The organism is Liquorilactobacillus hordei DSM 19519 (genome assembly GCF_019443985.1).
Taxonomy (GTDB): Bacteria; Bacillota; Bacilli; order Lactobacillales; family Lactobacillaceae; genus Liquorilactobacillus; species Liquorilactobacillus hordei.
This window is the reverse complement of sequence record NZ_CP049303.1, coordinates 1,527,219-1,550,492: the sequence shown is the minus strand read 5'-3', so window position 1 is coordinate 1,550,492 and position 23,274 is coordinate 1,527,219. Positions and strand designations below refer to the sequence as shown.

The window sequence follows — 23,274 nt, the reverse complement described above, 5'->3', positions numbered from 1 at the left end:
GACTTTGTGGTAAAAGTAAAGTATGTTTATAGTTGTATATTAGAGCCGGATAGAAGAGGAGTAGTTGGAAGTTCCCAAATAGAGAGTGAGTGATTGGTGAAAGTCTCACTGGGATGGTCCAAACGAAAGACACTTCTTAGGTGTATGCATAATGCATACCGTTGTGGAACGTTATCCAATGAGTAGCTTATTAAGGTGGTACCGTGCTGTTTGCACCCTTGTCGAATTTCTTCGGCAAGGTTTTTTTTCGTTAAAATGTAAAAAGATTGAGGAGGAGTAAATAATGAAATATCAACGTCCAAAGGGTACAACAGATATTATCCCTGGAGAATCAGAAAAATGGCAAAGTGTTGAAGAAAGAGCACGTAAGTTATTTAATAAGTATCGATATAATGAGATTCGTACACCAATATTTGAAAGTTTTGAAGTTTTTTCACGCACATCGGGTGAAACTTCAGATATTGTTACAAAAGAAATGTATGATTTTTTTGACAAAGGAGAGCGCCATATTACTCTACGTCCTGAAGGGACTGCCGGAGTTGTACGTGCATATGTTGAAAATAAGCTTTACGGTCCAGAGATTCAAAAGCCTTTTAAGACATTTTATATGGGGCCAATGTTTCGCTATGAGAGACCACAAGCTGGGAGATTAAGAGAGTTTCATCAAATTGGTGTTGAGGCTTTTGGTGTTGATAATCCAGCATTGGATGTTGAAGTGATGTCAATGGCAGTTGAACTTTTACGTAGCTTTGGTTTGAAAAATCTCAAACTTGCAATTAATACACTAGGTGACGTTGAATCACGTACTAATTATCGTAATGCTCTGGTTGCTTATCTTGAGCCCTTCGAGAGTCAACTAAGTGCTGATTCAAAAGAACGACTTCATAAAAATCCATTGCGTGTTCTTGACAGTAAAGATTTGAATGACCAAAAAATTGTTGCCGATGCACCGGATATTCTTGATTATTTAACTCCTGACGCACAAGAGCATTTTGATAAGGTTAAGATGCTTCTAGACACGCTTGAAATACCATATGAGATTGATTCGAATATGGTTCGAGGACTAGATTATTATAATCATACAATTTTTGAAATTATGAGTGATTCTAAAGCTTTTGGTGGCAAGTGGACAACGGTTTGTGCTGGCGGACGTTATAATGGTTTAGTCGAGCAACTAGGTGGACCAGAGACACCAGGAATTGGTTTTGGTCTTGGAGTTGAACGATTACTTTTGGTTCTAGATGCTGAAGGAATCAAGCTGAATAATGACAATGGTTTGGATGTATATGTAGTTGGTATCGGAGATAAGACTCTTTCTGGAACAATGAAACTCGTTCATGCAATTCGCAAAGCAGGTTTAAGTGCTGAACGCGATTACTTGGAACGAAAACCTAAAGGACAATTTAAGAATGCTAGTCGTTTAAACGCTAAGTATACACTTACGGTTGGTGAAGAAGAACTTGCAGCAGGTAAAGCAAATTTGAAAGAAATGTCCAGTGGTCAAGAAGTGGCAGTGAGTCTTTCAGAAATTCAAACAAATTTTGCTAAAGTTATACAAAACTTCAATTCTACAAAAGGAGAATAGTGAATAATTATGGAAAGAACAGTTTATTGTGGGCTAGTAGATGAATCATTTTTAGGAAAAGAAGTTGTTTTAAAAGGATGGGTTCAAAAACGGCGTGATCTTGGTAATTTAATTTTTATTGATTTGAGAGATCGCGAAGGAATTGTTCAATTAGTGTTTAGTCAAGCCTTTGATGAAGCAGCTCTTAAAGTAGCTGATGAACTGCGTAGTGAATATGTAATCGAGGTTTCTGGCAAAGTAGTCAATCGTGGAGAAGATGCAATTAACCCTAAAATGGCGACTGGCGAATTTGAAGTTGAAGTTCATGAAATTAATTTGTTAAACAAGGCAAAAACACCGCCATTTTATATTGAGAATGGAATCAATGTTGCAGACGATTTACGACTAAAGTATCGTTATCTTGATTTACGTCGTCCTGAGATGCAGCAAGGCTTAATACTTCGTAGCAAAATTACACAATCAATTCATCGCTATTTGGATGAAAATAAGTTTATTGATATTGAGACCCCTTATTTGACAAAGTCAACACCTGAAGGAGCACGTGACTATCTTGTACCTTCTCGTGTTTACCCAGGTCATTTTTATGCGTTACCACAATCTCCCCAGTTGTTTAAACAACTATTGATGGGTGCTGGATTTGATCGTTATTATCAAATTGCACGTTGTTTCCGTGATGAAGATTTACGCGGGGATCGTCAGCCAGAATTTACACAAATTGATCTAGAAACCTCCTTTATGACTGCAGAAGAAATTCAGGATTTAACGGAAGGTTTATTGAAACGTGTTATGAAAGATACTCTGGGTATTGACATTGAGCTTCCACTTAAACGAATTACTTGGAACGAGTCGATGGACCGTTTTGGATCGGATAAACCAGATGTCCGTTTTGGAATGGAATTAAGGAACATGGCTGATGCAGTTAAGGATGTTGATTTCAAAGTATTCCAAAATACACTCGAAAATGGTGGTCAAGTTAAAGCGATTACTGTACCAGGTGGAGCAGATAAATATTCTCGTAAAGAAATTGACGCAAAGCAAGATTACATCAAACGGTTTGGCGCTAAGGGGATGGCTTGGTTAAAAGTCACAGAAGATGGTTTTTCTGGACCAATCGCTAAGTTCTTTAATGAAAATGTGGCGGTTCTTTGTGAAGCGGCAGAAGCAAAAATTGGTGATTTAATTCTATTTGTTGCAGATACTAAAGATGTTGTGGCTGCTTCATTGGGATATTTGCGTACAAGTATCGCTAAGGAATTAAACATGATTGATGAGAGTAAATTTGCATTCTTATGGGTTGTTGACTGGCCGCTCTTTGAATACAGTGAGGACTTCCATAGATATATTGCTGCTCATCATCCATTCACAATGCCTAATGAAGAAGATGTTGCTTTATTAGATACTGATCCACATAAGGCACATGCACAAAGTTATGATATTGTGCTGAATGGTTATGAATTAGGTGGGGGTTCTATTCGTATTCATCAGAGAGATGTCCAAGAAAAAATGTTTAAGGCACTTGGATTTACGAAGGAGCGTGCAGAAGAACAATTTGGTTTCTTCATTGATGCACTTGATTATGGATTCCCACCTCATGGCGGATTAGCAATTGGATTAGACCGTTTTGCCATGTTATTAGCTAAACGAGATAACATTCGTGAAGTTATTGCATTTCCAAAGAATTCGAAGGCCTCTGAGCCGCTTACGAACGCACCAAGTACGGTTGCATCAAAGCAATTAGATGAATTACATTTGGAAACAACGGAAGATTAGATATTATTAGAATCAAAGAAGAGGCTATGTCAAAATTAATTTTTGAGGCGGCCCCTTTTTTGTCAGTAAATTATTTTACAAATTATCTTTTTAAAAGCATAATTAAGGATACTAAGACTTGAAGTATAAAAAAAGATAGGTTATTTTATATTTGACGTATTTACTAGGAGGGATTTCGATGGGTGAAAAAATTGATACAGCAATTTTCGCGGGTGGCTGTTTCTGGTGTATGGTAAAACCATTTGATGAATATCCAGGAATTATTAAGGTAATCTCAGGATATACGGGGGGACACGTTCCAAATCCCACCTATGAGCAGGTTTGCTCACACACAACGGGCCATACAGAAGCAGTTGAAATAAGCTTTGATCCAACTATCGTTTCGTATGAAAAGTTAGTAGAGATTTATTGGCAACAGACAGATCCGACAGATGCAATGGGTCAATTTCAGGATCGTGGAGACAGTTATCGACCAGTAATTTTTACCAAAAATGATGAACAAAAGAAAATTGCACTTGCTTCGCGGGAAAAACTTGCCAAAAGTGGAAAATATGATAAACCAATAGTTACTTCAATTGAAGATGCCAAACCATTCTACAAGGCTGAAGAGTATCACCAAGATTTCTATAAGAAAAATCCTGAACGTTTTGCAATGGAAGAAATTGGTAGGATGGAATACAAGAGTCATTTTTCATAAGAACTTAATTAAGAGGGGAATAGAGAAGAATAAATGGATGAATTTCAGCGAATATGGAAAAGACATCAGTATGTTGCGCGAGCTTCTACTGCATTTATTTATGGAATCTTGGTTTCAATCGCTATGAACTTTTTTTGGACACCTGGCAAAATTTATTCGTCTGGTGTCACAGGCTTAGCGCAGTTAATTGAAACTCTTACACGGCAATATGGACCAATTCATTTATCAACAGCTGCACTATTGTTGTTATTGAACTTACCATTGTTCTTAATTGCTTGGAAAAACATTGGTCATCGTTTTACTTTTTTTACTTTTCTAGCAGTTATTTGTTCAAGTATCATGATTAAATCTTTGAAGCCAATCACATTAACAACAGATCCGATAATCTGTGCAATTTTTGGAGCTGCGATTAATGGTTTTGGTACAGGATTGGCGCTTAAGAACGGGATCTCAACAGGTGGGCTGGATATTATTGGTCTGACCTTACGCAAGAAGACCGGCAAAAGTATCGGGACAATTAACATGACATTCAATGCATTTATAGTTTTAGCAGCTGGGGCAGTCTATGGATGGCCGTATGCATTTTATTCAGCATTGGGAATCGTAATCAATGCACGTGTCATGGATATGGTCTATACTCGTCAACAGAAGATGCAAGTTATGATTGTCACTAACAAACCAAAGAGTGTTGTTGATTGCATCCAGAGTCATATGAGACGAGGAATTACCATTGTACATGGTGCTGAAGGAGCATATCGACATGATGAAAAGTCAATTCTGTTTACCGTTATTTCAAGGTATGAGCAAGCAGAGTTAAAAGCTGCAATGGAGGAGTCAGATCCATATGCATTTGTAAGTATCTCTGAAAATGTACAAATAATGGGTCATTTTTATGAACCCGAACCTTAGAGTTAAGAGGAGGATTAAGATGTTAATTGGATCACATGTTGGAATGAAGGGGAAGGACATGCTTCTTGGTTCAGCCGAAGAGGCTGCATCATATGGGGCATCGACTTTTATGATTTATACGGGTGCACCACAAAATACCAGAAGAAAATCTATTTCAGAAATGAATATTGAAGCTGGACATGAGTTTATGAGGAATCATAATTTAAGTAATATCGTGGTCCATGCTCCTTATATTATTAATTTAGGTAATACTAAGAAACCCGAAAACTTTGTCTTTGCAGTTGATTTTCTTAGAGCTGAGGTTGAACGTGCAGAGGCATTAGGTGCAAGACAAATGACATTTCATCCAGGCGCGCATGTTGGTGCGGGTGCAGAGGCTGCTATTGCAAATATCATAAAAGGACTTAATGAGGTCATTACACCTGACCAAAAACTTCAAATAGCAATTGAGACAATGTCAGGAAAAGGAACTGAAGTAGGTAAAACTTTTGAAGAGATTGCGCAGATGATTTCTGGCGTAACATATAATGAAAAGTTGTCGGTTACATTTGATACTTGTCATACGAATGATGCAGGATACAATGTCAGGGAAGATTTCGATGGTGTCTTGAATCAATTTGATAAAATAATAGGCCTTGATCGGCTAAAAGTTGTTCATGTGAATGACTCAAAGAATGAAATGGGCGCGCATAAGGATCGCCATGAAAATATTGGTTTTGGTACAATTGGCTTTGATGCACTGAATTACATCGTTCATCATGAAGCATTGGTTGATGTTCCAAAGATTATGGAAACCCCATATGTTGGACCTGATAAGAAGAATCAATATGCACCTTATGGTTTTGAGATTAAAATGTTTGAAGAACAAACTTTTGACCCGCAGATGCAAGAAAAAGTCTTTGCACAAAAAGGAAAATGGTAAAACGTATATAATGGTATGTATTTTATAGTTTAGCAAATTAAAAGGGCTGCGCCAATGGTGAGAAATAATTTGGCACAACCCTTTTAATTAGATTTAGCTTATTATATAGAAACATATAAGTTATTGAGGAAGACTTTCTATAATCAAAGTAGCAGTTTCTTCAATTGATTTGTTTGAAACATTGATAATAAGACAACCAATTTTTTTATAGAGTTCATTTGCATATGATAGCTCAGCTTCAATATTTTTCATATTAGAATAATTTGTATCGGGATTTAGACCATACGTAATCATCCGCTCACGACGAATGTTGTTAAGAACATCTGGATCATTTGTTAAGCCAAATATTTTCTTAGGATCAACCTTCCAAATCTCATCAGGGATACCTGCTTTAGGGACAAGCGGAAGATTAGCAACGCGATAATTTTTATTTGCTAAATAAAGTGAAAGTGGCGTTTTTGAAGTTCTGGAAACACCTAAAAGGACAATATCAGCTTTTTCAAAACCAGCTGGGTCTTTACCATCATCATAAGTAACAGCAAATTCTAAAGCCTCAATGCGGTTAAAGTAATTTTTGTTTAATTTGTGGTTTCTTCCAGATTGATATAAAGGAATCTCACCCGTTTTTTCTTCAATCGTATTAATAATTTTGGACATACCATCCAACACACATAGTCCATTTTTGGAGCAATAATTATTAACATAGTCCGCTAACCCTTCTCCAACAAGCGTGTGCACCACGAAAGCATCTGCTCTTTTTGCTTGTTCAAGGATTCCTGCTAAAAGTGAAGTGGTCTTTATCAATGGAAACCGATGATACTCAAATTCTACGTTTGGGAACTGTACAGTAGCAGCCTCAGCTAAGTTATTTCCCGTTTCACCAAGCGAGTCTGAAATTACAAAAATAGCCATTTTTTTCTCTTGTGTCATCATAAATTCCCCTTAAAATTAATAGATGTTATCTATGATCAATTATACATTACTGATATGACATGCGTAAAGGAAACGATTTCATTATTTTTTTAAGATGTTCTACTTGGTGTATTGACGGTTTGTTAACGTTTATGTATAATAGTTAGGAACTGTTATTAAATTTGTGTATTTATGCAAGATTAGACGGTTACTTTAAAGCTCGGAGGGAGGGAAACAATATGTCAAAGACAGTCGTTCGTAAAAACGAATCTCTTGATGATGCTCTTCGTCGCTTCAAACGCACCGTTTCAAAAACAGGTACTTTACAAGAATACCGTAAGCGTGAATTCTACGAGAAGCCAAGTGTGAAACGTAAGAAAAAGTCAGAAGCAGCAAGAAAGCGTAAGAACAAGCGTCGTTTCTAATTCCTAAGGAGGGGTAGAACTGATGAGCTTACTTGATTCATTGAATAATGATTTGAAAACTGCGATGAAGGCTCACGATAAGGAAACCTTAAGCACTGTGCGCATGTTAAAAGCTGCAGTTACTAATGAACAGATTAAGGTTGGTCATACTTTGACCTCTGATGAAGAAGTTAGTGTCTTGTCTCGTGAACTAAAGCAACGTAAGGATTCAGTTGATGAATTCACATCTGCTGACCGAACCGATTTAGTTCCTGCACTTGAGAAGGAAATCGAGATTGTCGAACGTTATTTGCCGGAGCAGCTTAGTGAGGATGATGTAAAGTCTATTGTTGAAGAAACGATTCGACAAGTTGGAGCGACATCTAAGGCTGATTTCGGTAAGGTAATGGGGGCAGTAATGCCTAAACTCAAGGGCCAAGCTGATGGGAAGATTGTTAATTCAGTTGTAAAATCATTATTAAGTTAAGATAGATAACAAAAAGGATTGTATTGAAACTGTGGTTTCAGTGCAATCCTTTTTGTAATATTATTTTTTGAGAGTTGGGTAAAAATTTGATTTTTGACTCAATTTCTCTATTTTATATTTGTAGTACAATTATGAGCATTTTTTCAAGGGGTAATTATTCTTTTGGCTAGTCAATCTCTTGCATAGATACATTGATAGTAGACTTTATTAGATAATAGATTTATGCTATGATTTAAGCATAATATGGTTATTTGAAGGAGCCCATGCGGATTGACGGAAGAACAGTTAGTTGAAAAAGAATTCAGATTAGAAGATCCCCAACAAAGTGTTACTTTATTGGGTACTCATGATAAGTACCTCAAGTTACTTGAAGAAAGCGAAGAGGTTGTTGTTAAACCCCTTAGTGAAGTTATCAAGATTAGTGGATCATCACAGGCAGTTGATAAAGTCATTGCTATTTTGAAACAATTGAGTGAGTTGCTTGGTCAAGGAGTTGCGATTAGTAGTGCAGATGTTTTGTCAGCTATTAAGATGGCAAATCGCGGCACATTGACATACTTTCAGGATTTATATACTGATATTCTTTTGCGAGATCAAAAGAAAAAACCAATTAGGGTTAAGAACTACGGTCAGCGCCAGTACGTACAGGCTATTACTAACAATGACTTAGTATTTGGAATTGGGCCTGCCGGAACGGGTAAAACATTCTTAGCTGTTGTCATGGCTGTGGCTGCATTAAAAAAGAATCAAGTTGAACGGATTATCTTAACAAGGCCAGCAGTTGAAGCTGGTGAATCTCTTGGTTTTCTTCCTGGGGACTTAAAGGAAAAAGTTGATCCTTATTTGCGCCCAGTTTATGATGCTTTATATAGTATTTTAGGCAAAGAGCACACTGAGCGCTTGTTAGATCGCGGAATTATTGAAATTGCGCCTCTTGCTTATATGCGTGGTCGTACTCTTGAGAATGCCTTTGTAATTTTGGATGAGGCTCAAAATACGACTCGTGCACAGATGAAAATGTTTCTTACAAGACTTGGTTTCGGTTCTAAGATGGTTGTTAACGGTGATAAGACACAAATTGATTTGCCAAAGGGACATAATCAAAGTGGGCTTGTGGATGCAGAGAAAATATTGGTAGGAAGATCACACATTAGTTTTGTCAATTTTGATGCTGCTGATATTGTACGTCATCCTGTAGTCGCAGAAATAATTGATGCATACTCAAAACAAGATGAAGAAGAGGGTTAAATTAATGGATTTAGAAATTTTTGACGAAACTAATCAGGTTTCTGAAGAAAAAATTGAACTGGTGAGAAAAGTATTGGATTACGCAGGAAGATACATTAAGTTGCCTGATGATACAGAAATGTCAGTTACGCTAATGGATAATAAACGGATACATGAAATAAATAAGCAATATCGTGGTGTTGATAAGCCAACTGATGTGATTAGTTTTGCAATTGAAGAAACTAGCGATGATGACTTACCGATTATTCTTCCCGATGATGAAGAATTTGATGTTCCTAAAAATATTGGTGATATCATGGTTTCAATGGATAAGGTCAAGGAACAAGCAGAATACCTGGAACATTCTGAAGAACGTGAACTCGGATTTTTAGTTGTCCATGGTTTTTTACATTTGAATGGTTATGATCATATGCGCAAGGAAGATGAAGAAGTTATGTTTGGATTACAACGTGAGATATTGGATGCCTATGGACTTAAAAAATAAACGTGCTGCCAAATGGAAACATCATCATTTTTGGGTATCTTTTTGTCATGCGTGCCAAGGCTTGAAGACTGCATGGAAAGAAGAACGCAATTTGCGCTTTCATTCTGCTATGACAGCCTTAGTTATTCTTGCTGCCTTAATTTTTAAAGTTACAGTAATTGAATGGTTATGGCTTGGATTGAGTATCGCACTGGTCTTAGTGTGTGAATTAATTAATACTGCAATTGAAAATGTTGTTGATCTAGTTGTTGGAACACAAAGTAACAAATTGGCAAAAAAAGCAAAGGATATTGCTTCAGGAGCTGTATTGATTGCTTCGTTATTTTCTTTAGTTGTTGGACTTACAATTTTCTTGCCTTATTTATGGCATGTATTTTTTTCTTAGAAGGGATATTAAATGCAAACAAAAAAACATTCAGGATTTATTGCGATAATTGGGAGGCCAAATGTTGGCAAGTCGACTTTTTTAAATCAGGTAATTGGAGAAAAAGTCGCTATTATGAGCGATAAAGCACAAACAACACGAAACAAAATCCAGGGAATTTATACAACTACTGATACTCAGATTGTATTTATTGATACTCCAGGGATTCACAAACCACATAGTCGTTTAGGAGATTTCATGGTAGAATCTGCTTTATCGACTTTAAATGAAGTAGATGCTGTAATTTTTATGGTTAATGCGACCGAAAAAAAAGGACGCGGTGATGAATTTATCATTAAGCGTTTGAAGCAAGTTAAGCAACCAATCTTTTTGGTAATTAACAAAATTGACAAAATTCATCCAGATGCACTCTTGGGAATTGTTGAGAGCTATCGTAACGAATTGGATTTTGCTGAAGTATATCCTATTTCTGCCTTACAAGGTATTAATTGTCCAGAATTAGTTGGAGCGATTAGTAATTTACTTCCAGAAGGTCCGCAATTTTACCCAGATGACCAAGTAACTGATCACCCAGAACGTTTCATTGCAGGCGAATTAATTCGAGAACAAGTCTTAGATCTGACACATGAAGAAGTTCCGCATTCTGTGGCAGTAATTGTGGAGCGAATCAGACGTGAAAATGAAGAGAAAGTTTTGGTTCAAGCTACTATCATTGTCGAACGTTCATCACAAAAAGGTATTTTGATTGGTAAAGGCGGTAAAATGCTTAAGACAATTGGGACAAGAGCACGCAAGGGAATTGAAAAAATGCTTGGTGATAAAGTCTATCTTGAACTTTGGGTGAAGGTCCAGCCAAATTGGAAGGATAAGAAAGCAGATTTGCAAGCACTTGGCTACAAACAGGATGATTACTAAAAAATAGTTTTAGGGATACTGAGGTGAATAAAATCTGTGGGAACGACTAAAATGGCTGAATTTTCCGGAGTTGTTGTTTATCGTAGGGATTATCGCGAGCGGGATATGCTGGTTAAGATTCTGACAGATCACTATGGATTTAAAATGTTTTTTGTAAGAGGTGCAAGAAAACGTGGCTTTAAGTTAGCTGCTGCGATTCTACCGTTTACTTCGGCAACATTTATTGGAACTATCAATGATAGTGGACTTTCTTTTATTTCTGCAGTAAAGGAAGTTAATCAATTTCAAGCCATCTGCAATGATATTGTGTTAAATGCCTATGCTTCATATGTTCTTGGGCTTGGAGAGGCTGCTTTTGGGGATGCAGTACCATTGAATTCGTGGTATGCGAAGCTAGTACATGTATTAAAAGCAATTGATAATGGGATTGACGCAGCTATTCTTACTAATATAGTTGAGATACAAATGCTTGGTTTTTTTGGTGTTAAACCAAATTTAGTCAATTGTGTAGTATGTGCTGAGAGTCAGGGTACCTTTGACTTCTCACAGAGCTTGGGCGGATTGCTCTGCCAGAAGCATTGGCATGTGGATCCACTTAGAATGCATCTGAACAGAAGAACGATTTTCTTTTTAAGAAAGTTCAGTGCAGTTGATATTTTAAAAATTGGTAATATTAAGATTAAGGATGATACTAAGAAGGATTTACGTGCAGCACTTGATCAGATATATAATAATGAGGTTGGTGTCAATATCAAAGCTAAACACTTTATTGATGAGATGAAGACGTGGCCAAAAGAAATACTTCGTAATTCGCAAGATACGCAAACTAAGGATTGACAAAATGCTTATAAGCGACTATTCTTACTTGGTAGATAAATGTGAAGGTAATGATGAAAAAGGGTATCTATCTTTTGTTTTAGCAGCGAGTTCGGACAGTGTGAGCGGACAAACAAATTTTGATATTGGCGTTTTTGGAATCTTCATAACATGAATGAAGCTGCTAGCTATGCTAGAAGTAGGGTGGAACCGCGATTAATAGAAATCGTCCCTATGTAACCGCTGATTGTGGTTGCGTAGGTTTTTTTGTGTTCAAACCATTTTTAATAGATAAACAGAGAAATTAGGAGGAAGAATATGTCAAAGAAGTTAGCCTTACAAGATATTATCTTGACTTTACAGCAATTCTGGTCAAAACAAGGGTGTATGTTGATGCAAGCTTACGATACTGAGAAAGGAGCAGGTACGATGAGTCCCTACACATTTTTGCGTGCAATTGGACCTGAACCTTGGAATGCAGCTTATGTTGAGCCTTCTAGAAGACCAGCAGATGGTCGCTATGGTGAAAATCCTAACAGATTATATCAACATCATCAATTTCAGGTGATCATGAAGCCCTCACCTGATAATATACAAGAGCTATATCTTGATAGTTTGCGTGCACTGGGGATTGATCCTAAAGAGCATGATATTCGTTTTGTGGAAGATAATTGGGAAAATCCTTCTATGGGTTGTGCCGGTGTTGGTTGGGAAGTTTGGCTAGATGGAATGGAAATTACACAGTTTACTTATTTTCAGCAAGTTGGTGGGCTTGAAGTTCGTCCGGTTGCTTCTGAGGTTACTTATGGGCTAGAACGGTTATCTTCATATATTCAGGACGTAAATTCTGTTTTTGAATTAGAGTGGTCAGATGGTGTTAAGTATGGTGATATCTTTGGTGAGCCCGAATATGAGCATTCAAAATATTCATTTGAGGAAAGTAATCAAGAGATGCTCTTTAACTTTTTCGATACATATGAAAAAGAGGCCAAGAAACAAATAAAGAACGGATTAGTTCACCCTGCGTATGATTATGTTTTGAAGTGTAGTCATACTTTTAACTTGTTAGATGCTAGAGGGGCTGTTTCAGTTACAGAACGTGCGGGTTATTTAGCTCGAATTCGAAATATGGCAAAAGATGTTGCTAAAGCATTTGTGGCGGAGCGAAAAAAATTGGGATTTCCGTTGATTAAAGATGAAAAATTGCGCCAAAGTTTATTGAAGGAGGACAAATAAGATGACCCATACATTTCTAGTAGAGATTGGTCTGGAAGAAATTCCTGCACATGTTGTGACTCCAAGTGCACAACAACTAACAGAACGTGTCAGTTCATTTCTGAGAGAAAAACGTTTGTCTTTTGAGAATATTGAAACATTTTCAACACCTCGCCGTCTTGCAGTTAAAGTTTTGAATTTGGCAGATCAACAAGCAAACATCGAAGAAGAAGCAAAGGGGCCTGCAAAAAAAATTGCACAAGATGCCGAAGGAAATTGGTCTAAGGCAGCAATTGGTTTTTCCCGTGGTCAAGGAATGACACCCGATGATATTTTCTTTAAGGAGTTAAAGGGTGTTGAATACGCCTATGTGAATAAGTTTATCGCTGGTAAAAAAGCATTTGAAGTTCTTAGTGATATCAAAACAGCAATTACCTCGATGGTCTTTCCAACAATGATGCGTTGGGGAAGTAATGATTTTAAATTTGTTCGTCCACTCAAATGGATTGTTGCTTTATTGGATGATGAAGTTATACCATTCAATATTTTGGATGTGAAGACAGCCAATATTTCACAGGGACATCGTTTTCTAGGTAAGAGTGTTACCCTTAAGAATGCGGCTGATTACCCTGAAGCCTTGTTACCTGAGTATGTGATTGCTGATAGCCAAGTAAGAAAGAACCTAATTGTTCAACAAATTAAAGATATGGCAACTAAAAACGACTGGCAAATTATCGTTGATGACGACTTGCTTGAAGAAGTTAACAACTTGGTTGAGTATCCAACCGTTTTTGCCGGTAACTTCGATTATAAGTATTTAGAAATTCCTGACGAGGTTTTAATTACTTCTATGAAAGATCATCAGCGCTTCTTTTACGTGCAAGATAAAGCCGGTAAGTTATTGCCCAATTTTGTCTCTGTTAGAAATGGTGTAGCAGACAACATTGATACCGTAATTGCTGGAAATGAGAAAGTTTTGACTGCACGTCTAGAAGATGCTGCTTTCTTCTTCCATGAAGATCAAAAAAATTCGATTGCAGATTATGTAGAACATCTAAAAAAAGTTATGTTCCATGATAAGATTGGGACAACTTTTGAAAAAATGCAGCGGGTACAATTGCTCAGTGAACTTCTTGCAAATTATTTAGAATTTGACGAAGAACATAAGTCTGATTTGAAGCGTGCAGCACAAATCTATAAGTTTGATCTGGTAACCGGAATGGTTGGTGAATTTTCGGAATTACAAGGTGTAATGGGTGAAAAGTATGCATTGCTAATGGGTGAAAAAGCAGAAGTAGCAACAGCAATCAAAGAGCACTATATGCCAATTTCTGCAGAAGGTGAACTCCCAAAAACAGCCGTAGGAGCTCTATTGGCAGTTGCAGATAAACTTGATAGCATCTCAGCCTTTTTTGCAGCTGAGATGATCCCAACGGGTTCAAATGACCCATATGCACTTAGAAGGCAAGCTGCTGGTATAGCTCGAATAGTAATGGCGCAGGGATGGTCATTATCTGCAGTACAGTTATTTGAAATTGTGGAGAAAAATGCAACAAAAAATCCAGAATTATATCAAAAAATTATGCCTAATGAAACAGAAACTGAAGTTACAAGTTTTATTGTTGAACGTATCAAGAAAATCCTTGAAGCACAAAATTATAATTTCGATGTGATTGAAACTGTGACAGCTGAAAGAAAAAATGGTTTTAAAGAAATGATTGATGCAGCTGAGATTCTTAAAAATCATAGTGGAGATGAGGACTTCAAAGAAACTGTTGAAGCTACTACACGTGTGTTACGTCTTGCTAAAAAAGCTGATTTACCTGCAGATTTTAAATTAAATTCCGAATTATTTGAGAATAATGCTGAAAAGGTCTTTTCAAGTAAAGTGGCCGAGATTGAAAGAAAGAGTTTTTATAATGCTGAAGAAATATTCCAGCAGTTGCGCACGATGCGTAGTGTTATCAGCGCTTATTTTGATGAAACAATGGTGATGGCAAAAGACGAGAATATTCGTAATAATCGTTTGCAGCAGTTAAGCTTGTATGCTGAATTTGCCTATAAATTAGGAGATTTGACTAAATTAAATGTTAAATAACTATTTTGGGAGATTAGTTCCAGATTGGATAAGCCTAAAGACTATCAATGAAAAGTAATTTTGTTTAATCATGTTGTCTTTATTCTTTGATTTTTATTCTTATTATTGTATAATTGTAAATGATTGTTTTTAGAACTTTTTATATGAAAAATAGCCGGTTGATTAATGAAATCAATCGGTGTTATTTCTTTAAATCTATTTTAGACAATTAATGTTTCGACGGACTGTGAGAGTGAATGAAACGAGGTGATTTTGTGAGCCAACGAATACCTGAACAAGTAATTGAGAATGTCAGAAACAATGTTAATATTGTTGATATTGTGGGACAATATGTTCAGTTGAGTAAATCGGGCAGAAATTTGTTTGGCCTTTGTCCTTTTCATGAAGAGAAAACACCATCATTTTCAGTTACAGAGGAAAAACAAATTTTTCATTGTTTTTCCTGCCATAGAGGTGGAAATGTTTTTAAGTTTATTATGGAAATTGAAAATATTAGTTTTCCTGAGGCAGTTCTTAAAGTTGCTGAATTAGGTAATGTTGAGATTGATGAAAAAATCATGCATGATTTTGATTCCTCAGATACAGAGTCATCTAATTCGAGAAAATTGAAGAAGGTTCATGCAGATGCAACTCAGCTTTACCATCATATCTTAGTTAATACTCAGATAGGTGAAGAAGCACTGGATTACTTGCATGAACGTGGTTTAAACGATGATATTATTAACGAGTTTAATTTAGGATATGCTCCTGAAAAAGCAATACTTGGGGCTTTCTTTACAGAACGAAAAGTTGCTAGTGAGGTATTAAAAAAATCAGGATTATTTGTTGAGTACGATGACGGTACTTTGAATGATCGTTTCCGGGATCGCGTGTTATTTCCAATCAGAGATGCACAAGGGTCGACAATTGCATTTTCGGGTCGTCTATTGCATAAAGATGATAAACAACCGAAGTATCTAAATAGTCCAGAGACGGAGCTTTTTAATAAGCGAAAAATTCTTTTTAATTTTGATAAAGCCAAAAGTGAAATTAGACAAAAAAAATTCGCTATTTTATTTGAAGGATTCATGGATGTTTTAGCTGCTTATCGTTCAGGGATAAAAAATGGAATTGCTTCTATGGGAACAAGTCTGACGAATGAGCAAATTTATCTGCTTGAAAGAACCACTAATGAATTATTTCTGTGTTATGATGGTGATAGTGCTGGGCAAAATGCAATAGCACGTGCATTAGAATTACTTGAACCCGTTACGAAATTAAAACTGGGAGTAATCAGAATTCCTGAAAAAATGGATCCTGATGAATATGTACAAAAGTACGGAGAGAAGGCTTTTGTACAACTAATCGCCGATGCTCATGAGACAAAAATTGCATTTTATATGCGTTATTATCAACAAAATCGAAACTTGGCAAATGAGAATGATCAACTTGCTTATATTGCAGATGTAATGGAAAAACTGGCAGTGGTTGAATCGCCGGTTGAGCAGGATTTATATCTTAATCAGTTGGCAAACCGATTTGCACTTGAAAAAGATAGTTTGAAACTTCAGTTACGTGAATTTGTGAAGAAGTTCAAACCGCAAAAGCAGCTTAAATCCGCTAAGGATAACAGTTTGAAGTATTTGAGTGGTAGGCATACTACAAATTCACAGAAATATTCAAAAATTGAACGGGCTGAGAGATTGCTGATATATCGAATCTTGCATGAACAAAATACAAGAATAAGGATGAAAAGGTATACTAATTTTTCGTTTGTTCACGATGATTATCAATTGATTTATATTATTTCAGAAGGATATTTTAATGTATATCCTGAGTATGAGACTGCTAGATTTTTAGATTTTTTAGATAATGAGCGAGCTAGACAGCTGGTTGTAAGTCTTGAATTGGATAATTATGCTTTGGAGTCAAGTGATGAGGAGTTTGTTGATTGTATTGATGTTATCAGCAACCAATCACCACTTGAACAGGAAATTACTGAATTAAAGCAGAAGTTAGTAGATGCAAAAAAGGTCAACAATAATGAACTTGTTACTAGTTTAACAATAAAGTTGGTAACATTACTCCAGCAACAGCAAACGAATAAATCGGCATCATTATAAGGAGGCCCAACATGGCAGAAAATATGAATAACGGAACTGAAAGTGCAGCATACAGCAAAGCCTTGAATGAGTTAATTAAAGAATATAAAGCGCAAAAAGAAATTAACTATGATGACTTGAGTGAAAAAATAGTTACACCTTTTAGTCTAGATTCAGGTCAGATGGATGAACTTATTCAAAAACTTGAAGATTCTGGAATTTCAGTTGTTGATGAAAAAGGTGAACCAAGTGAACATAGCCTAAAAGCAGCTTCAGATGTTGCTGAAAAAGCATCAAAAGATAAGAATGTATCAGCTCCTGCAGGAGTTAAAATTAATGATCCAGTTCGGATGTATCTCAAGGAAATTGGACGAGTAAACTTGTTAACTGCGGATGAAGAAGTTGCTTTGGCGTTGAAGATTGAAGAAGGTAATGAAGAATCAAAACAGCGTTTAGCTGAGGCTAATCTGCGTTTAGTTGTTTCAATTGCTAAACGTTATGTGGGTCGTGGAATGTCTTTCCTTGATCTTATTCAAGAAGGTAATATGGGATTAATGAAGGCTGTTGAGAAGTTCGATTATCGTAAAGGGTTTAAATTTTCAACATATGCTACATGGTGGATTAGACAAGCAATTACACGTGCAATTGCTGATCAAGCTCGTACAATTCGTATTCCTGTTCACATGGTTGAAACAATTAATAAATTAATCAGAATTCAAAGACAGATGTTACAAGATCTTGGGCGTGAACCTGTCCCAGAAGAAATTGGTGCGGAAATGGATATGCCAACAGATAAAGTTCGTGAGATTTTAAAAATCGCTCAAGAACCTGTATCTTTGGAGACGCCAATTGGTGAAGAGGATGATTCACATTTAGGTGACTTTATTGAGGATCGTGATGCTACAAGTCCAGCTGATCATGCTGCTTACGAATTATTGAAGGAACAATTGGAAAGTGTCCTTGATACTTTGACGGACCGTGAAGAAAATGTTTTACGTCTTCGATTTGGCCTTGATGATGGTCGCACTCGTACTCTTGAAGAAGTGGGGAAAGTCTTTGGTGTGACTCGTGAGCGTATTCGCCAAATTGAAGCAAAAGCATTGCGTAAATTACGGCACCCATCCCGTTCAAAACAACTAAAGGACTTTTTAGAATAAATTTAGCTTGCTTTTTATAAAAAAATAGTTTACTATTCAAATTATTAAGAAAAGAGGTTTAACAAATGGTTGTACTTAACTTTAAAAAAGTAAATAACGCATGTTGCTGTCTCATTCCGCGTGTTAGTGTGGATGAAACGGTTACTTTGGGTTGGAATCTTTTTTGTAAGTAAGTTAAGCAAGAATTCCATTTGAAGAACTTTCCAGGCTAGGGCGCGAATCTTTATAAAAGATTCGTGCCCTTTTTCTTTTTCAAAGATAAGGAGGATTTACAATGATATATCATACTGTTGAGGAATTGGTAGGAAATACACCACTTTTAGAACTAAGTATTAATGTTGCCAATGGTTCTCATATTTTTGCAAAAATTGAATCAAGTAATCCAGGAGGCAGTATTAAGGATCGGCTTGGTTTTTATATGATTGAACAGGCAATCAAAGAAAATAAGCTTAAAAAGGGAATGACGGTCATTGAACCAACTGCAGGTAATACTGGTATTGGGGTTGCAATGGCAGCCTCTCATTATGGGATGAAGACAATCTTGGTTGTGCCAGAGAAATTTAGCCAAGAAAAGCAAACATTGATGCAGGCATTGGGTGCAAAAATTGTACATACGCCCAGTGAGGATGGAATTGTCGGAGCAATCAAAAAAGCAAGAGAACTTGAAACAAGTGTCTCAGATAGTTTTGTACCTATGCAGTTCGAAAATTTAGATAATCCGAATGCCTATTATCACAGTATTTCTCCTGAAATTTATACTGAAATGCAAAATAATCATTTACAGATAGATGCCTTTGTAGCTGGTGCGGGTAGCGGAGGAACTTTTGTTGGAATGGCAAGATATTTTAAAGAAAAAGATAAAAATATAAAAACAGCTATTGTTGAACCTGAAGGATCAATTTTAAACGGTGGGCCAAAACATGGTCATCGAACAGAAGGAATCGGAGTTGAGTTTATTCCACCTTTTCTTAAAAAAGAAAATCTTGATTATATTTATACGATTAGTGATGCAGAAGCATTTGAGCTAGTGAAACTGCTTGCAAAAGATTATGGTATTTTTGCGGGAAGTTCAAGTGGGGCCGCCTTAGCAGCTAGCTTAAAATTAGCCGAGAAGTTGCCAGCGGGCAGCAATATTGTGACAGTTTTTCCAGACAGCAGTGAACGTTATTTAAGCCAAAAAATATATGATTAGAGGAGTTAATAAAATGAAATTTAATACAAAGTTAATCCATGGTGGAATCAGTCAAGATAAAGCAACTGGTGCAGTTACAGTACCCATTTATCAAACATCAACCTATGCACAAAAAGAACTTGCGGGGACACCTGAATATGAATATTCAAGAACAGGTAATCCTACAAGAAAGGCAGTTGAAGACTTAATTCGTGATCTGGAAAACGGAACTGCTGGTTTTGCTTTTGCATCAGGTTCAGCTGCAATCCATACTGTTTTCACACTTTTTTCAGCAGGTGACCATATTATTGTAGGTAATGATGTGTATGGCGGGACTTTTAGATTGATTAATACTGTTTTGACAAGGCTTGGATTAACATTCACAACGGTTGATACACGCAATATCACAGAGGTTAAAGAGGCTATTAAAGAAAATACAAAGGCTATTTACCTTGAAACACCTACAAATCCTTTGATGCGAATTACCGACATTAAGAAAGTGTCACAGGTAGCAAAGGAAAATGATTTATTAACGATCGTTGACAATACATTTGCGACGCCATATATTCAGCGCCCTCTAGACTTAGGTGCAGATATTGTTGTGCATAGTGCGTCAAAATATTTAGGGGGACATAGTGATCTGATTGCTGGGTTAGTGGTTGTTAATAAACCAGAATTAGCTTCTCAAATTGGATACTTGCAAAACGCAATTGGAGGAATTTTGGGACCGCAGGATAGTTGGTTACTGCAACGAGGAATTAAAACACTTGCGGTTAGAATGGATGCTCACCAATGTAACGCAGCAGAAATTTATCAATTCTTAAAAGAAGATCAGCGCGTTACTAAAATTTATTATCCAGGAGATGAAACATCTGCAGATTTTACTGTAGTTAAGAATCAAATGGATGGTTTTGGTGGAATGCTTTCTTTTGAATTAGAAAAAGGACTTTCTGTTAAGCATTTTATTGAGTCACTACAGTTAATTACACTCGCTGAAAGTCTAGGATCTGTTGAGAGTTTGGTTGAGGTTCCAGCAATTATGACTCATGGATCTATTCCTGAAGCAATTCGTTTAAAAAATGGAATTTCAAATGAGTTAATTCGTTTATCTGTGGGTATCGAACAAGCTGAAGATTTGTTAGCGGATCTAAAACAAGGTTTGGATGCTGCAACAAAATAAACAATTTTTGATATTGTTAGAAGTAATGATCTATGTTAGTATCGACTAAATAATTAGTCTGGTTGTGGAGGGGTTACCCATGTTATTGGAACATTTTGATGCTAATGAAGGAATAATTACTCCTTGGGAAAGTGATTTAGAAAAAACAGTTGAGTTTTTGCCCAAAACATTAATAATGCCATTTGATAAGGATATAAATCAACGGATACTTCAAGATTCCAACTATCAAAAGATAGGAATTCAACATAGCATTGTACAAGATGCAGTAATTGGAAGTTACTCATATGGTGCACAGAAATTTACTGTTGCAGCAGCCGACTTGGGTGCTCCTGCTTTGATTGGTAGATTAGAGGAGTTGATGTCTGGAGGAATTGAAAATGTAATTTTATTTGGAACCTGTGGTGTTTTGGATAAAAATCTTGCTGCACATCAAATAATTATTCCTACTAGTGCTGTTCGAGACGAAGGAACTAGCTTTCATTATGTCCCAGCAAGTGATGAAATTCAGATGAATCCAAAGTCTGTTAAAGCATTGGCAGCAATTCTCGATGAATTGAAGATTGGCTATACGACTGCTAAAACCTGGACAACAGATGCTTTTTTTCGTGAAACACTAGAAAAAACAAGAGAAAGAATTGCAATGGGATGTTCAGTTGTTGATATGGAAGCTTCAGCTGTTGCTGCTTGGGCACACTATAGGCAAAAAAATGTTTATCAGTTCTTTTATACCGCAGATCATTTGAATACTGAGACAGGTGAGTGGAACAAGAGAAGAGAGGAGCGGATGCAGGGAAGATCAGTCTATGATTTTTTTGAGTTAGCTCTCACAATTGGAAGTAAGTTAGGTTAGCTATAAGATGGTTATAAATGCAGTTAAAAAAGTGAATTAACTAAATTCATGCTGTAAACTCCTATATAAAAGGCTGTGACAAGTTTTAGGCTTGGAACGGTCTTTTTTTGTGTGAAAACATGTCTTTTTTTATTGTTAAATCTTCGCTATACTTTAGTAATAAGAAGGAGTGTTTTTTAATGGATGCAAGACATTTATCACAGCGACTTTTACGAGTTGCTTCATATGTTCCAAATAATGCAAGGCTGGCAGATATTGGTTCTGATCATGCTTATTTACCAGCGTATCTGGGATTAAATAATAAGCTTGCTTTTGGAATTGCTGGTGAAGTTGTTGAAGGACCATACCAAAATGCTGTTAGTGAAATAAAAAAAGAGGGATTAAACGAGCTGGTCAAAGTTCGACAAGCTGATGGGTTAGCAGCTATTAACGATGATGACGATATTGATGTAATCACGATTTGTGGCATGGGTGGTCCATTGATTAGAGAAATTTTGGAAAAAGGTAATTTAAAATTGGTTAATCATCCATTATTGATTTTGCAGCCAAATGTTGGTGAAAAACAGGTTCGTAATTGGATTGTAGCCAATAATTATAGAATTATTGCTGAAGAGATATTAACAGAAGATAATCATATCTACGAAATAATTGTGGCTAGATATAATGAAAGCTTGTTTGAATTAACAGCGACAGATTTAGAATTTGGTCCATTTTTAAGAAAACAAAAAAATAAGGTTTTTGTTGCAAAATGGCAGGCTGAACTTCAAAAAATCAAATATGTCCTCGAAGAAATGAAAAAGGCAAAGGAATTTCCAATTGAGCAAGAACATAAAATGTTAACAAAAATTAAACGGATAGAAGGGGTATTAGATGACTAATGTTGGTGAAATAGTTGCACGGTTTGAACAATTTGCACCACAAAGTTGGGCAGAAGAAGGTGACCCTGTCGGTCTTCAAATTGGTAGTATGCAACAAACTGTCCATAAAATGATGATAACATTGGATGTACGACCAGAAGTTGTTGCCGAGGCAGTCAAAAATAATGTTGATTTTATTTTTGCCCATCATCCAGCACTTTTTCGACCAATAAGAAAATTTGACCTAGAAAATCCACAAAATAAAATGTACGCAGAATTAATTAAACATGATATTACAGTTTATGCCGCGCATACTAATCTTGATAATGCGAATCAGGGAATGAATGATTGGCTTGCTAGCTTACTTGATTTGCAAGATATTGAACCCCTTTTGCCGCAACATGAAGATAAGCTATTTAGACTGGCAGTTTTTGTACCGCAAGCTGCAGCCGAAACTGTTAGAAATGCACTAACAGCTGCTGGAGCTGGAAGAATAGGAGAATATCAAGATTGCTCATATACAATTAGTGGGGTGGGCAGATTTACACCGCAACCTGCAGCCAACCCAACTATTGGTAATTTATTAGAACCAACAGAAGTTGCTGAAGATAAAATTGAAGTCGTTTTTCCAAAGAAAATTTGTTCTAGGATATTAAAGGTTATGAGAACAGTTCATCCTTATGAAGAACCAGCTTTTGATTTGTTTGAGGTACAAGGAAATGGGTCCAGATATGGAATGGGTAGAGTTGGTAATCTGAAAAAGTCTGTGACAATCAGTTCATTTGCTGAATATTGCAAGACAAAGTTTGAAATTCCACATTTACGAGTAGTGACGGGTGATATAACAAGAAAGGTTTCGCGAATAGCGATTCTTGGTGGAAGTGGAAGTCAATTTTACAAAGATGTTTTGAAAAAGAAAGCGGATGTATATGTAACAGGTGATATTTCTTATCATACGGGTCATGATATAATTGCAAGTGGTTTAACAGCAATTGATCCAGGTCATCATATTGAGCAAATCTGCAAACCACACTTGCAAAACTTGTTTGAACAATGGAATAATGAAAATAAATGGCAAATTGAAGTTATTCAATCTGAAATAAATACAGATCCATTCATTTTTATATAAAA

22 protein-coding genes are annotated in these 23,274 nt (G+C 36.3%); 21 read left to right on the top strand and 1 reads right to left on the bottom strand.

The window, feature by feature from the left end; genetic code table 11:
• Positions 1–283 precede the first annotated feature (283 nt).
• From hisS to G6O70_RS08645, 5 genes are all read left to right on the top strand, one after another.
• Positions 284–1,585, top strand: coding sequence for a histidine--tRNA ligase (gene hisS, locus G6O70_RS08665; protein ID WP_057868470.1), 1,302 nt, complete (start codon positions 284–286; stop codon positions 1,583–1,585).
• A 9-nt stretch (positions 1,586–1,594) separates the two neighbouring features.
• Positions 1,595–3,355 (top strand): aspartate--tRNA ligase, encoded by a 1,761-nt coding sequence (aspS, locus tag G6O70_RS08660; protein WP_057868469.1) that lies wholly within the window; start codon positions 1,595–1,597, stop codon positions 3,353–3,355.
• A 178-nt stretch (positions 3,356–3,533) separates the two neighbouring features.
• The gene (gene msrA / locus G6O70_RS08655) at positions 3,534–4,052 is read left to right on the top strand and encodes a peptide-methionine (S)-S-oxide reductase MsrA (RefSeq protein ID WP_057868468.1); all 519 of its coding nucleotides are present in this window, start codon (positions 3,534–3,536) and stop codon (positions 4,050–4,052) included.
• 33 nt (positions 4,053–4,085) lie between these two features.
• Complete coding sequence (locus tag G6O70_RS08650; RefSeq protein WP_057868467.1) at positions 4,086–4,961, top strand: YitT family protein; 876 nt, start codon at positions 4,086–4,088, stop codon at positions 4,959–4,961.
• Positions 4,962–4,980: 19 nt separating this feature from the next.
• Positions 4,981–5,883 carry a deoxyribonuclease IV gene (locus G6O70_RS08645; RefSeq protein ID WP_057868466.1) on the top strand — a complete coding sequence of 301 codons (903 nt, stop codon included), beginning with the start codon at positions 4,981–4,983 and terminating at the stop codon, positions 5,881–5,883.
• Between the two features lie 120 nt (positions 5,884–6,003).
• Here the strand turns inward: G6O70_RS08645 and G6O70_RS08640 are convergent, their stop codons facing one another.
• Positions 6,004–6,816 (bottom strand): pyruvate, water dikinase regulatory protein, encoded by an 813-nt coding sequence (locus tag G6O70_RS08640; RefSeq protein WP_181387726.1) that lies wholly within the window; start codon positions 6,814–6,816, stop codon positions 6,004–6,006.
• A gap of 218 nt (positions 6,817–7,034) precedes the next feature.
• Here G6O70_RS08640 and rpsU point away from each other — a divergent pair, with 218 nt between their 5' ends.
• The 16 genes from rpsU to G6O70_RS08560 all read left to right on the top strand — a co-directional run bounded on the left by rpsU (position 7,035) and on the right by G6O70_RS08560 (position 23,272).
• On the top strand, positions 7,035–7,220 hold the full coding sequence (gene rpsU, locus G6O70_RS08635) for a 30S ribosomal protein S21 (protein WP_003690207.1): 186 nt from the start codon (positions 7,035–7,037) through the stop codon (positions 7,218–7,220).
• A gap of 22 nt (positions 7,221–7,242) precedes the next feature.
• The gene (locus G6O70_RS08630; protein WP_057868464.1) at positions 7,243–7,686 is read left to right on the top strand and encodes a GatB/YqeY domain-containing protein; all 444 of its coding nucleotides are present in this window, start codon (positions 7,243–7,245) and stop codon (positions 7,684–7,686) included.
• Positions 7,687–7,956: 270 nt separating this feature from the next.
• On the top strand, positions 7,957–8,934 hold the full coding sequence (locus G6O70_RS08625) for a PhoH family protein (RefSeq protein WP_057868463.1): 978 nt from the start codon (positions 7,957–7,959) through the stop codon (positions 8,932–8,934).
• Between the two features lie 4 nt (positions 8,935–8,938).
• On the top strand, positions 8,939–9,418 hold the full coding sequence (gene ybeY / locus G6O70_RS08620; RefSeq protein ID WP_057868462.1) for an rRNA maturation RNase YbeY: 480 nt from the start codon (positions 8,939–8,941) through the stop codon (positions 9,416–9,418).
• Positions 9,396–9,803, top strand: a complete 408-nt coding sequence (locus tag G6O70_RS08615) for a diacylglycerol kinase family protein (protein ID WP_373566384.1) — start codon at positions 9,396–9,398, stop codon at positions 9,801–9,803. The genes ybeY and G6O70_RS08615 overlap by 23 nt, the downstream gene beginning before the upstream one ends.
• Positions 9,804–9,815: 12 nt before the next feature.
• Positions 9,816–10,718, top strand: a complete 903-nt coding sequence (era, locus tag G6O70_RS08610) for a GTPase Era (RefSeq protein WP_057868460.1) — start codon at positions 9,816–9,818, stop codon at positions 10,716–10,718.
• Between the two features lie 36 nt (positions 10,719–10,754).
• On the top strand, positions 10,755–11,555 hold the full coding sequence (gene recO / locus G6O70_RS08605; RefSeq protein WP_083481827.1) for a DNA repair protein RecO: 801 nt from the start codon (positions 10,755–10,757) through the stop codon (positions 11,553–11,555).
• A gap of 297 nt (positions 11,556–11,852) precedes the next feature.
• Complete coding sequence (gene glyQ / locus G6O70_RS08600) at positions 11,853–12,770, top strand: glycine--tRNA ligase subunit alpha (RefSeq protein ID WP_057868459.1); 918 nt, start codon at positions 11,853–11,855, stop codon at positions 12,768–12,770.
• A 1-nt stretch (position 12,771) separates the two neighbouring features.
• A complete protein-coding gene (glyS, locus tag G6O70_RS08595) occupies positions 12,772–14,847 on the top strand; it encodes a glycine--tRNA ligase subunit beta (protein WP_057868458.1) in 2,076 nt (691 codons plus the stop codon).
• 254 nt (positions 14,848–15,101) lie between these two features.
• Positions 15,102–16,949, top strand: a complete 1,848-nt coding sequence (gene dnaG, locus G6O70_RS08590; protein WP_057868457.1) for a DNA primase — start codon at positions 15,102–15,104, stop codon at positions 16,947–16,949.
• A gap of 23 nt (positions 16,950–16,972) precedes the next feature.
• Positions 16,973–18,085, top strand: a complete 1,113-nt coding sequence (gene rpoD, locus G6O70_RS08585) for an RNA polymerase sigma factor RpoD (RefSeq protein WP_057868583.1) — start codon at positions 16,973–16,975, stop codon at positions 18,083–18,085.
• Between the two features lie 274 nt (positions 18,086–18,359).
• A complete protein-coding gene (locus tag G6O70_RS08580) occupies positions 18,360–19,277 on the top strand; it encodes a PLP-dependent cysteine synthase family protein (protein ID WP_057868456.1) in 918 nt (305 codons plus the stop codon).
• Between the two features lie 13 nt (positions 19,278–19,290).
• Positions 19,291–20,436, top strand: a complete 1,146-nt coding sequence (locus tag G6O70_RS08575) for a trans-sulfuration enzyme family protein (protein WP_057868455.1) — start codon at positions 19,291–19,293, stop codon at positions 20,434–20,436.
• Between the two features lie 79 nt (positions 20,437–20,515).
• Entirely contained in the window at positions 20,516–21,286 is a 771-nt protein-coding gene (locus G6O70_RS08570) for a nucleoside phosphorylase (protein WP_233419091.1), read from the top strand.
• Positions 21,287–21,465: 179 nt separating this feature from the next.
• Positions 21,466–22,164: a tRNA (adenine(22)-N(1))-methyltransferase gene (locus G6O70_RS08565; RefSeq protein WP_057868454.1), complete on the top strand. Its 699-nt coding sequence runs from the start codon at positions 21,466–21,468 to the stop codon at positions 22,162–22,164.
• Positions 22,157–23,272, top strand: a complete 1,116-nt coding sequence (locus G6O70_RS08560; RefSeq protein ID WP_057868453.1) for a Nif3-like dinuclear metal center hexameric protein — start codon at positions 22,157–22,159, stop codon at positions 23,270–23,272. Before G6O70_RS08565 ends, G6O70_RS08560 begins: the two co-directional genes overlap by 8 nt.
• Positions 23,273–23,274 lie beyond the last annotated feature (2 nt).